The 13,089-nt window shown below is 47.8% G+C and carries 7 protein-coding genes; 4 read left to right on the forward strand and 3 right to left on the reverse strand.

Going from position 1 to position 13,089, the window contains the following annotated elements:
- Positions 1 to 16: 16 nt before the first annotated feature.
- Positions 17 to 3,997: a T9SS type B sorting domain-containing protein gene (locus tag ESB13_RS06945; RefSeq protein ID WP_129002285.1), complete on the reverse strand. Its 3,981-nt coding sequence runs from the start codon at positions 3,995 to 3,997 to the stop codon at positions 17 to 19.
- Between the two features lie 102 nt (positions 3,998 to 4,099).
- Positions 4,100 to 7,105 (reverse strand): PKD domain-containing protein, encoded by a 3,006-nt coding sequence (locus tag ESB13_RS06950; RefSeq protein ID WP_129002286.1) that lies wholly within the window; start codon positions 7,103 to 7,105, stop codon positions 4,100 to 4,102.
- Between the two features lie 218 nt (positions 7,106 to 7,323).
- Here ESB13_RS06950 and ESB13_RS06955 point away from each other — a divergent pair, with 218 nt between their 5' ends.
- The 4 genes from ESB13_RS06955 (at position 7,324) to ESB13_RS06970 (ending at position 12,461) form a co-directional block, all read left to right on the forward strand.
- Entirely contained in the window at positions 7,324 to 9,351 is a 2,028-nt protein-coding gene (locus ESB13_RS06955; RefSeq protein WP_129002287.1) for a tetratricopeptide repeat-containing sensor histidine kinase, read from the forward strand.
- On the forward strand, positions 9,348 to 9,992 hold the full coding sequence (locus tag ESB13_RS06960; protein ID WP_129002288.1) for a response regulator: 645 nt from the start codon (positions 9,348 to 9,350) through the stop codon (positions 9,990 to 9,992). Before ESB13_RS06955 ends, ESB13_RS06960 begins: the two co-directional genes overlap by 4 nt.
- Positions 9,993 to 10,097: 105 nt before the next feature.
- On the forward strand, positions 10,098 to 11,348 hold the full coding sequence (locus ESB13_RS06965) for a DUF2130 domain-containing protein (RefSeq protein WP_129002289.1): 1,251 nt from the start codon (positions 10,098 to 10,100) through the stop codon (positions 11,346 to 11,348).
- Between the two features lie 30 nt (positions 11,349 to 11,378).
- The gene (locus ESB13_RS06970; protein WP_246022461.1) at positions 11,379 to 12,461 is read left to right on the forward strand and encodes a hypothetical protein; all 1,083 of its coding nucleotides are present in this window, start codon (positions 11,379 to 11,381) and stop codon (positions 12,459 to 12,461) included.
- On the opposite strand, the gene ESB13_RS06975 is transcribed toward ESB13_RS06970, so the two are convergent.
- Complete coding sequence (locus ESB13_RS06975; protein WP_129002291.1) at positions 12,444 to 13,070, reverse strand: 4'-phosphopantetheinyl transferase family protein; 627 nt, start codon at positions 13,068 to 13,070, stop codon at positions 12,444 to 12,446. The two genes, ESB13_RS06970 and ESB13_RS06975, sit on opposite strands and share 18 nt — an antisense overlap.
- Positions 13,071 to 13,089 lie beyond the last annotated feature (19 nt).

Below are 13,089 nucleotides of genomic sequence, written 5' to 3' on the forward strand. Positions count from 1 at the left end.
CAATTTGTTTTGGTAATTAACGGATCAGGCTTAAGCTTCCTTTCGCGCTGGTTGAGCTGCCACTGGTGAAGGTGAGCTGTACTACATACATGTATACGCCTACAGGTAAAGGTTTGCCATTCTGGGTACCATTCCATCCCTGTTGCTGATCGGTGGTCTCAAATACTTTTTGTCCCCACTGATTGAAAACCGCCAGGCGCATCCTTTGAATGGTTCTGCCATATACCCTGAACTCATCATTCTTACCATCTCCGTTTGGAGTGAACATGTTGGGCACAAAATAATTGTAGGTAAGCGTACGTGCAAAAGCGCTGTCCGATACTATCGCCTGGCATTCCAGGTCGGCAGTGGCTTTTACAACCAGGCTAAGCGTATCTCCGCCATGTAAACCGGTTACAGTATGAGAAAGGCCGGTAGCGCCCGAACTTGGCGTTTCAAAATTCACCCTGTTTCTCGATACAAGATAACCTTTGGCGCCGGGAACAGCAGTCCAGGTAAAGTTTGCAGTTTCACCCGTAACAGCCGCGGTGACCACTTCGGTGGCCTGCTGCAGTTTTTCCAATCCTACGGCTTTCATACGTACACGCTGTGCCGTACCGCAACCATTGGCAGCGATGGCTTCAACATAATAGATCAGGCTGTCCTTGGCCGCAACAGGTGCAGTAGTGAAGTCTGTACCGGTATGTAAAACCTCCCCTTCCGTGAAGGTAGGATAGAAAGGCGCTGTATACCATTCGTAACGGGCGCTGGTCACTGCATTGTTCAATTCAAACTTTGCCGTACTGCCGCCGCAAACAGCTATTGAATCCACTTTCAGCTGCGCATTTGCGATATAAGAACAGGAAAACTCGTAAGCGCCCATATCGGGTGTAGTGGTATTCCTGCGGGTACCAGGGAAATCTCTCTTCACACCTGCCGCAGCACCCTTGCTGCCCAATGCAGCTACGGTTGGTTTGAAGTTCGCATTCGCCGGATCGCTATAACCAGGATTGATGGCAACCGAGTTAACATCGTAGGTAGAACCTTTCCAGTTGTCAACGGTTTTGTATTGTATACCGCCAAGATAACCTGTCCTGATATAATCGGAAGAAAGATCAATAAAGTAATCGTTGTTGTCGGCAATCACTTCCGAGCCGGCAGCCTTCAGGTAAATAGGGAAGCTCAGCGACGTTACTTTCCTGCGCAGCGTAACAATGTTGTTCCTGAATGCCGTTTTTGGTGAGCTCGCGTTCAAGTAAAGACCATAAGTTTCTCTTGCTACCGTTTTGGTAGTGTCGTCCAGCGATATTGTATTATGCAGGAAATAAGTATAATCGCAGGCCGACTGCAGGTAGATCGCCGTTTGTTTATTGGAACCGTTGAAATTATACATCAGGTTGTTGCTGATGATATTCGGGTTGTCCTCCGTTCCGCTTACACCTCCCATCCTGAAGCAGATCAGTTCATTGGAACTGGTAGGAAATGCATCGAACAGGTTATGAATTTTGTTACGGCTGATATCGGCGCCTGCTACGCCGGGCGCAATCCAGATAGCGTTTGCACCGCTGTTGACCTTAATGCTGGGACGGCTGATATCATTACCGGTAATTTTCATATTTACGGCGCCATTAAAATAGATGCCGTAAGTAACAAAGTTCAGAATGGTATTATTGGTAAAGGCATTATTGTATGCAGGAGCAGTTTCCGATCCTACGAAAAGCACACCATAAGCGCCGCCATCGATGATGTTACTGTCCAGTACGTTATAATCCGATAATGAAGTGGCGCTGGTAGAAGTACCACTGCCATTAAGCACAATGCCTCTGATGGTACTGGTGCTGTTATGCGGCATCAGAACAGTACATTTTTCAACGCGGTTACTATCGGAATTGTTCATGATATGGATACCAAAGGAGTTGCTGGTTGCAGTTCCTTCCACCACCAGGTTGCGGATAATAATGTGTGCAGCATTGTTCAATGTGAGTACGCCGGGAATAGTGGAAGTAGGCGTAGGATAGGTAAGCTTTTCACCATTACCGTTGAATGTTACCGTATTGGCAGCCGAAGCAAACTTAACGGGATTGATATATACCTGCTCTGTATAAGGACCACTGCCTGGCGCTACGTTAAAGCGAACAGGTCCGGCAATACCACAATACAGCTTGTCCAATGCATCGGCGAAACTTTTAAAGTTAGTGCCGGCAGTAGGCTGCGCTGCGTTGATGGAATAATCACCTGCAGGTAATAACGCATTCACTACTACCTGTACGGGAGTAGAATAAACAGTAGCCCCTCCGCAGGTTACAGCCGCCCTGTAATAATAGGTTCCGGGAGCCGGTACCAGCTCTGTAGCGGGTGAAGCCAGCACATTGCCGAAATTACTGAAGCTGCCGGTTGCTGTAGCGCTTACCTGCCATTGATATTGTTGTTGGTTACCTGCTGTATTACTGTTCAGATCAAGCGATACGATACCGCCTTCACAGGGACGGATCAATGGTATGGTATAAGCAGCATTACCGGCATTCGCAGGAGAGCTGCACGCAGCAGAAGTATATTCATAAGCGCCCAGGTCGGGAGCAGTTTTACTACGGGTGGTGCCGGCTACGTCGTTATCAACACTTACGTATACGCCACGGTTATCAAGTACTGTTGCAGTAGGTTTGAAATTGCCGGTTGAAGCGCTTTCAAATGCCGGGTCCTGTGTTATAGTAAGCATATCCAGCGCCGCCACTTCCTGCCAGCGCGCAAGGGTTGTACAGTTCGTGCCGGCGTAGTTGCCAATATTGGAACTGGTAACTACATAGTCGTTCCTGTTAACATATAAGTTGGTGGGAACAGGGCTCGACAGGCGTATGGCATTCACATTCGACGAACCGCCGTTGATAACTACAATATTATTGGCGAAATAGATACTGTCGCCGCCACCTTCCCAATGAATACCATATACATCACTGGAGGTGGTGGTTGCATGTACAGTATTATGATACATGCGTATGTTGCTGTTGCCTGAAGCGGCGCTTATTGCCTTGAACTTGGCAGTAGCATCGCAGCCATAGATCAGGTTATTCGCCACCAGCGTATAACGGCCTGGTAAAGGATCGTTCTGGGAGAACCTGATACCCTGGTAGGTAACGCTTTTGGTTGGTGTAACTTTTGTAAAATCATGCAGGCGGTTATTGATGATGCGACTGGCAGCTGCATGCACGTTAGACATGATAGCTGTAAAAGTAGACTGATCGCTTGCACCGCTGATATCATTACCCTGGATCAAAGTGCCATAGGCCCATTTCAAATGAATGCCTGTATTAACAGCGTCAATGATAGTATTGTTGGTGATCTGGTTGTCATCCATTTCAGCGCCATCTTCACTGTTGTTAAAGCCAATTGCATAGTAGCCGCCGGTAATGGTATTGCCGGTGATGATGTTGTTGTCGCAGTCACCAAATCCATTGGAAGTAGGATCATCGGTACCACCAATGATGATGCCGTAAGAGTTCTGGCCATTGATGATACCAGTAGTTGCGGGTACTATTTTGCTGGTGATCTTACAGTTCTTGATAGTGTTGTAATCGGCATCCCTGATGATTTGAATACCGGTGCCGAATTCACCTGCCAGGGTCACAATCGTTTCCAGGTTCAGGCCATCTAAAACAACGTACCTGGCACCGTCCAGTTTAACAACGGCCTGGTTGGTCTTGTCCAGAGAAATTGATTTTATCGTATTGCCATTACCATTGAATGTAATGGTATTGGTAGCCGATGCTCCTGTAACAGGGCTTATAGTGAGCTGTTCATTATAAGGTCCGCTGTTGGCTGCTACATTAAAGGTAACAGCAGCAGAAACACCATTTGCTGCAAGAGATAAAAGTGCAGCATCAAAAGTCTGGAAATTACGGCTACCGGTTGCTACCGCAGCATTAATGGTGTAAGCGCCATTCATGGGCGTTTGCGCCCTTACGCTATTACACCACACAAGGGTTGCAGAAAGTACTAAAAATACCTGTAGAATTCTTCCCATAGCAATGAATTGGTTTTAAAGCATAAAAATATCTTAACATCCCTCAGTTCAGCCCCCGGCAAAGTACCTGATTGGAAAATAGTGGAAAACGCCTATGCAACGCTAACGAACAATAGTAACAGAGCCGGTGATCTTACCGGCGCCGCTGACACCAGGCTGCAGAATATAGTAATAGATGCCCGCCGGCAATAACGCTCCCTGCGCATCTGTACCATACCAGGCATTACGATAACCGCCTGTGATACGATGTACACATTGCCCCCAGCGATTGAATATATCTATTGTGGCATTGCTGTAATTCTGTAAACCCTTGATCTCCCATGCATCATGAATGCCATCGCCATTGGGCGTGAATATGTTCGGCACTTTTATTTCACTGTAAACTTTTACCACCACACTGTCGTAACTGCTGCATCCATCCTTGTTTGTGGCCTTCAGATAATACTTCTGATCCGTGGCAGGTGTTACAATGGGGCTCAACACATTACTGGCCGATAAGTAAAGAGAAGGGCTCCAGAGCAGCTCTGCGCCGGCATCACTCACGGTTGCACGTATATAAGCCTGCTCCCCCGGCGATACCAGCAAATCGGCGCCTGCATCTGTCTTTGGTGGCTCGTTCACCTGTACATTATGTGTTATGGCCCTTGGCGTACAGCCACCGGCAGATATGTTTAACGTAACGGGATAGGTTCCACCCCTGGTATAGTATGTCGACGGCGCCTGTTCTGCCGCTGTTTTGCCATTCCCCAGATCCCAGTTGCGGCTAAGCGGCCGTGCAGGATCTTCAGCTGTTTTATCGGTGAATGTCACAAGGTCGTCGATACAGAATTTACCGGCAGCAATACTGAACGCCGGCTCCGGCGTTGTTACAAACACTTCTTTTGCCAGGGTCATGGTAGCTGAGTCTTTGCAGCCTTCGGCTTCGGCTGTCAGTTTAATGGTATAGTTGCCAGGAGCCGCATAATGGTGAATGGGATCTTTATCCGTTGCCCCTGTTCCATCGCCAAACCGCCATTGATAGGTTACAGTACCGCCGGCTACGGTGGTATTCTTAAAGCTGGTTTTACCTTCAGGCATACATACTGTTTGGGGTAGTTCAAAACCTGCCAGCGGCAATGGCTTTATGATGATCTGCTTTGTAGTGTCGCCACGGCATCCATCGCTTTCTCTCACTATTCTTAATGTAACATCGTACTTGCCATCGCTTGTATATTTCTTTTCCGGCTTCTCTTCAGTGCTGGTTGTACCGTCGCCAAACTCCCAGCCCGCCGGCTTTGCACCGGTACTCATGGGTATGGGTGTGAACAATACTTTCTCAGGCAAACAACCGGCGTTAAACGTGAAGTCAAACGATGGCCCCTGCTGCACCGGGATCTTTACTGTAACGATCTCCGAATTGCTGCAGTTATCGATAGAAGGCGCTGTTATGGAAATAGGCAGGTCTCTGTCTCCTGCAGTAGTAAACAAATATTTCTCCTTCAGATCGTAGGTATAATAGGTTCTGCCATTTATCACCGAAGTAGCCACCGGTACCGGGTTATTGATGGTAACATCCTGTGCCGGTGTAATACCGCTCACCCTGCTGAAATGCATGGTGATAGCAGACGCCTCATAAATTGTTTTAACAGAAAGCAGGAAAGGCGTTTTGGTACACACATAACTGAAAGTAACGTCTTTGTCTTCGGGCTTTATTTCGGCAAATGCCGCCAGGTTATTGACATTACAACCAATATTATAACCGTAGCTTTCCGCCTGCCCCAGCCCATATGTAATGCCGGTAAATGTAGTGTCGCACTCCACCCGGTGCTGCATGGCTGTAAGCGGCAGCTCCTTCACCACAACTTTATAACCGGGCTGGTTGGTATGCGCATAGGTATGATCAAATACCTGTTGCCCGTCTATCTTTAAAGAAGACATCCCCTCATCCGGTACAACAATTGTTATATAATTATGTAAAATAGTTTCCTTGCCGGTACTGTAAAAATTAACCTGCTTTATCGCCTGCTCCAATGGCGTGAGGTACAGGAGTTCCGGATCACCATCGCCGGTGGCGTTACATCCCAGCCCGGAATGTAAGATCTGGCAAACCATCACCGGACCGGTAGCGGTGATCTTGTCGGCAGTGGCCGACATAAATTCATAATACCTGCCATTCTGAATACCTGTTAAAGGCGCGCCATTCCGGTAAACGGTTGTATTGGCAAGGTCTTTCAGATACACCCTGAAACGATTCATATTGGGCGCCGTAAACCCATCAGTACTATTGGTCACCGCTGTCAGGAAATTCTTGCCCCAGGCGCTTGTTGGAAATCCTTGCTGCATTAAAAAATCTCCTCCGCTCCTGCCCCCGCCGCCAAGGTCCAGCGCACAAATGGAAGTACGGCTGCTGCCTGTAAATACACCTACAGGATGGCAGATGCCATCACGGCCAGCCACCGATTGTATTTTACTTCCCGACAGGTCCTGGTCCGACATCAGGTTATAACATTCTCCTTTGTTTAAAGTAATGTCAAATGCAACATTACGTTGCCTGCCACCCTTCGTAATGCGCGATGGCGTGATGCGCACAAGGGTGTTGTTTTCATTTGCCACTACATATACCCATGAGTAACAGGTGGCATCATAATCCTGCACCGCACCGGCGGCATAATAAGTATATCCGTATACATCTACAGGCAGTAGCATGGTTGCACCAGACGAAGTGTTGCCGTATACATGCGCAAACACGCTCACAGGCACATCGCTGGTGATATGAATATTCTTCCGGAATAAACCTTCATCTGTTAAGCGGGCGTCGGCCCCTGCATCTATGGCCGCTCCCTTGGGCATCGGCGCTGTACTGATGGCCGTATTGGCAGGCACTACATAGTCTTTTATCCAGTTGGTTCCAGGTACACTTACCTGCACATGCGCTTCCTGCTCCGCACTTAAATAAAGCACCATCTCCTGGGTATTGTAATTGGAAATGCTGCGCGAAGCAAAATACCAGTTATGTCCATATCCTACCCAGAATTCTTTTCCCCTGTTCGTGAAATTCTGGGCATATAACTGAGCACTCACCAAAACAACGATCATGATCGTCAGCACAACAGACTTTCTTATAAGCATCCCGGTAAAATTATCCCTTCATATCTTATGAAGTTTAAGCATAAACACCCTGACGGCAAATCAGTGGAAAACCACTATTTTTGTAGAGCAAAGCAACTATTATGCTTATAAATAACCCATGAAATGCATCTTAAGGGTAGAACAAACTGCTTTTTTCAGTAAAAACGAGAGCCGGTCATTATATTTTAAGATTTGACCATATACCAACTTTCCGGTTTATGAATGTGAAAATGAGCAAGTTATCGGCATTGATCTTCCTCTGTTGCCTCGTGTATACGCGAGCATATGAGCAGTCTACACCCTCCTCCCTGCTTCTCGCCGCTAATAGTGCGCCCGATACTGCTTCCATCAATGCCACCCTGCGCAGAACGCATGAACGCAGGGAAAAAAATCCCGATTCAGTTATACAGGTCTACCAGTCGCTTTTGAAAACCTGTATCGAGGCAGATTATGCTGCCGGCATTGCCAACACCATGCTGGGCCTTAGCCGCGTGTATTCCATAGTCAGCGATTATAAAAAAGCATGCTCCTATGCTTATAAGGCATTACATTACTGCAGTAACAATACCGAAGGGTATGAACTGGAAGCAAATGTTTATCTCACCCTGGCACAAACGCACTATTACCAGGGTAAATACGACTCCTGTGCCTGGTATCGCTATAAAACGCTGAACCTTGTTGAAAGTGGCAGGATCAACGATATTCATACGCAAATGAAAGCCTATGGCGGCGTGCTCCAATTCTGGATGAATGCGCATGGCGACATTGCGCATGATAAATACATTCAGCAGATCATGCAGCATGTTAACGGCATCGAGCAAAAGGCGCTGATGCTGAAAGACAGCTCTGTCCTGGTTAATATTTACTTTCAGAAAGAAGCCTATTATGAGAATATGCGGATGCGCGACTCATCGAGGTATTATTGTCAATTGACGGTAGACCTGGGAAGGCGCCTGAAAGTTACTCCCTCCATCCTTGTCGCCAGCCTGCTTAACATGGCTATCAGTTATCTCGAAGAACAGCAACCGCAGAAAGCATTTAAAGTTATCAATGAAGCCATAGCCGAAATACCTGAGCAGGGCAAGGGCTCTAACCGCTATTTCATTTTCTCCCATTTTGCAATGGGCGATGCACTTCTTCAGCAAAAGAAGTATACAGCGGCGATCAACATCTTACAGGCTGCCATTGCAAAGGCCGATAGCCTGCATGTACTGCCGCTGACCGATTATGCCCATAAAACACTGGCCAAAACCTACGATGCCATTAACGACCCGGTTAAAGCTGCCGAACAATGGCGCCTGTACGCCCTTGTATCTGACAGCCTGCTGAAGGACAAAAAAATGGAACTGGTTTACAATGTGGAAATGAAATACCGCATTGCCGATAAAGACCGTGAACTGGCTCAGAAAGAACTGTCCATAGCGCGGAATGAAGCCCGTTTACGTACTAAAAACCTGTGGATCGGCGGCATTTCTACCGGCATGCTGCTGCTGGTGCTGCTGGGTCTGCTCCTATACCGGAACACGAAACATAAACATAAACTGCAGGCAGAAAAGATCCGCAACCTGCACCAGGAAGTACAGATCGCAAGCCTGCAGGCAATGATATCGGGTGAAGAAAAAGAACGCAGCCGTATTGCACGTGAACTGCACGACGGCATGGGCGGCAGCCTTGCCACGATAAGAACGCGGCTGAGCTCCGTTTTCAGAAAGCAGCAGGCAACACCCGAAATATCGGAAGAGTTTGCCGAAATCATGCTGTTGCTTGAAGAAGCCTCCGCCGAATTACGGAAAACAGCCCATAACCTGATGCCTGAAATATTGCTGCAGGAAGGCCTGGCGAAAGCCTCCCTCCTTTTTTGCGAAAGGATCCGCAAAGGCCATCTCCTGGAAGTGAATACGGAGATCTGGGGCGAGCCCAAAAATCTTCCCACGAATGTAGAACTCACCGCTTACCGTATTATACAGGAACTGGTGCAGAACATACTGAAACACGCCAGGGCTACGCAGGCCCTGGTGCAGATCGTGTTTCACGACAGCCTGCTCTGTATCACGGTTGAAGATAATGGAGCAGGTATGCCTGCCGGAAACAATGGCTCCGACGGTGTGGGTTTGAAAACTATCAGAGAGCGCGTAATTTCGCTGAACGGTCAGATGGATATAGCAAGCAGTCCCGGAAACGGAACCAGCGTTTATATTGAGCTGAACACCATCAACAGCAATTCAACGCAAAACGTAAGCGAATGAGGAAAACGATAGAAGTAGTGATTACAGACGATCACCCGATTGTGGTCAACGGTTTGAAGAAGGTATTGGACGATTTTGAGCACATTCAGGTAACAGCTGTTTTTCATAACGGTAACGATCTGTTGCAGAGTATCGCCGCACATCAGCCCAATGTACTTGTACTTGATATGCATTTGCCTGATACTACCGGCATAGAAATAGCCAGGATCGTTACCAAGAAATATCCCGCCGTCAAGATCCTGGTGCTCAGCAGCTCCGATATCATCCTCCAGGTTAAAAAAATGCTGCAGATAGGATGTGCCGGCTACCTGCTTAAAGATTCCGACGATCTTACCATTGTTGCCGCCATAGAAACCGTCTTCAACGGCGGCCAGTATCTTTCGCCTTCACTTCACCAGCGGGTGGTGGACGACATGTTCAAAACCAGGAACATAGAAAAAAAGCAGGCACTGCTCACCAAAAGGGAAAAAGAAGTGCTTCAGCTCATCATCGATGAGCTCACCAGCCAGGAAATTGCAGCCAAACTCTTTATCAGCCCCCATACTGTTGAAAACCACCGCATCAGCCTTATGCAGAAACTGGAAGTTAAAAATACCGCCGGGCTGGTGAAAAAAGCCCTTGAAGGTGGCTTAACCAATTAATTTCCATACAAATAACCACTACTCACTGCCGCTGCTGCCAGCGGCTTTTTTTATCCCCTATCTTTACCCCGCATTAGCAACCTTTGACATTTTAGATTCGCATTTATGGCATATGTGGTGACCTGCCCCAGTTGTGGCAACAGCTTTGACCCCGGAGACTCCATCCGCGACCAGGTACAGAAAGACCTGCGCAACCAGATGGTCGACTGGCAAAAGAAAAAGGATGATGAGTTCAAAAAAAAGGAGACCGAATTCCAAAAATTACTGGAACAGCAGCAAACGGCTGCCGCCCAGCAATTACAAACCGAAAAAATAAAACTGCAGCAGGAACTCCAGGAAAACATCCGGCGCACTGTAGCAGCCGACTACGAGAACCAGCTGAAGATATTACAGCAATCTGCCGCCGACTCAGCCGAAAAGCTGAAAGAAGCGCGCAACAAAGAATTGGCCTTCCTCCAAAAAGAACAGGAACTGAAGAACAAAGAGGCCGAACTCGAGATCCAATTGCAAAAACGCCTGCTGGAAGAACGTAACAGCCTTTCCGAACAGATCCGTAAAGAAGAATCTGAACGCGCCGCCCTCAAGGATACGGAAACGCAACTGAGAATGCGTGAACTGGAAAAGCAGCTGGAAGACCAGAAAAAACTGGCCGAAGAAATGCGGCGCAAAGCGGAACAGGGCAGTATGCAGCTCCAGGGCGAAGCCCAGGAACTGCTGCTCGAAGAAATACTGCGCGCCACCTTTCCCTTCGATGAGATCAAAGAAGTAGGCAAAGGGGTGCGCGGGGCCGATTGCATTCAAATGGTCCGCAACCAGTTTGGCATTGAAGCCGGAAAGATCATTTATGAAAGCAAACGTACCAAAGACTTCAGCATCGACTGGATCGATAAATTAAAGGCCGATATGCGCAGTCTTGGCGCAGATGTTGCCGTTATTGTTACGCAGGCTTTGCCGAAGGAAATGGACCGGTTCGGAGAAAAAGAAGGGGTGTATATCTGTACGTTTGCCGAAGCCAAAAGCGTAGCCCTGGTACTGCGTAATGCCATTCTTAAAATAGCCGACGCCCGCAGAAGCCAGGAAAACAAAGGCGACAAAATGGTGCTGTTATACGACTACCTTACAGGTAATGAATTCAGTGCGCAATGGCAGGCCATCAGGGAAGGATTTATGAGCATGAGACTAAGCATACAACGCGAACGGGATGCCATGGAAAAGCTCTGGAAAGCCAGGGAAAAGCAACTGGAAAAGGTGATGCTCAACGCGGCGCATATCAGGGGCTCCATTGAAGGGATCGCCGGTTCCGACGCTGTTAACCTTAACCTGCTCGATGATGCCGACACCAGCCTGCTCGATTAAAAAACGATCTTAAACATAAAATCTTTGTCCTTGATAGATTTAACCGCAAATGACGCTAAACCGTTGCGTCCTTCACGCAAAAAACCTTTTTTCCCGGTAAAGGAAGAACTGAACGACTACCTTATTAAACATGGCCGTGCCATCAACCTTCCCTGCGGCTACAACGATCTCTTTCGCTTTAACTATGCCGTTCCGCTCAGGGATAAGGCGGGAAATGATACTTACTGGGAAACCGTTTCCTACGATAGCCGGGAATGGGATTACCTGAGAGAAAGTCTTGTACGTATTTACGCCGCACTTAAAACAGAAGGAGACCTTTCCTTTACCGAACAGCTTGATGTGGCGCGTATAGACTTCTGCGGCTTTGGCAACAGCCAGCCTTTCCGCATCCGCATCGTCAATAAATTCAACGATAACTACGATCACTATTACATCAAACCTATCGACGCCAGCCGTGTGTACGGACTTGAACTGGAACACCTGCTGTCTCCCAACAGGATCACCTTCCTTGCCAACAAGGATACGCTGGTTGAAGAACATATTCCCGGTATACCCGGCGATGTATTCATTGAACAACATATGCATAAGCCCGACGCCAACCCCATCAGGCTTGCCAAGGAATTTGTGAAATTCAATGAACGCTGCTTTGTTAGGTTACTGGGCGATATGAGGGCTTATAACTTCATCGTAAACATCACGCCCGATATCGAAGACGTGCAATACCGTATAAGAGCCATTGACTTCGACCAGCAGAGCTACGAGGGCCGGCGCAATCTTTACCTGCCACAGTTCTTTAAAGAGAACTTCCCCTTTGTGCAAACAGCGCAGAAATACCTGAATAAAAGCTCTATCGCCCAGTACCAGGCCGAGGAACGGACGCTCATAGCATTCCGTATTAAATCGTCACGCGCCCGTATTAAAGAGCTGCTCGATATTTTACGCGACGATATCATTGCGCCCGACCACAAAGTGAAACAACTGTCCGAAGAGCTGGCCGAATACTTTAACCAGCCTACTTTCCTGCGTTGCACCACCATGGGACAGCTTATCGAATCGCAGCTGAAACAAACGCTGCGTAAGAGTCAGCTGCTCACCTCACAAGGCATATACTAAACTTACACCGGGGAATAAACGATAGTAAAACTGTAAAGGATACAGGTTTCCTGCCCCGGCAAAAGAACCCCGCAGTTCACCGGTTTCAGCGGGCACGAACGGCTCCAGCCGTATATGTTCGCTGAAATCGACACTGCCAAAGCTCCACCATTTGAATGCCGCTTCCTTGGCGCTCCACAGTAAAGTAGCCTTTAAAATGTCCTGCGCTGCCGGCTCCAGTAAATTGAAATGCTCCCGCTCTTCTCTGTGCAGAAATTTTGGAACGATCTTTAAAACTTTAGGCGTCGGAATTTCAATATCCACCCCTACCCTTTTTGTCTTGCTTACAATAGCAGCCGCAAAGTCGCCGCAATGCGATATCGAGAAGTGATATTGTTCATCGGGCAAATAGGGCTTGCGGCTATTGGCGATCACCATTTCGTGATACGGAAAATCGGGGAAAAGATACTGTAGTAAAAAGCGCCCGGCAAGGTGCTGTAAACGTTTATGCGGATGCGTCAGCTCACGCTGTAACGGCACTTTTTCAAGGAAAAAGGTCTCAGGCTCTGCAATGTGCCAGACGCCTAACCGGGTATCGTGGTTAATATCTTGTTGATAAAACAGCGGCATGAAAAGTTTTACGTGTTTA

It is taken from the genome of Filimonas effusa (assembly GCF_004118675.1).
In the GTDB taxonomy this organism is placed as follows: Bacteria; Bacteroidota; Bacteroidia; order Chitinophagales; family Chitinophagaceae; genus Filimonas; species Filimonas effusa.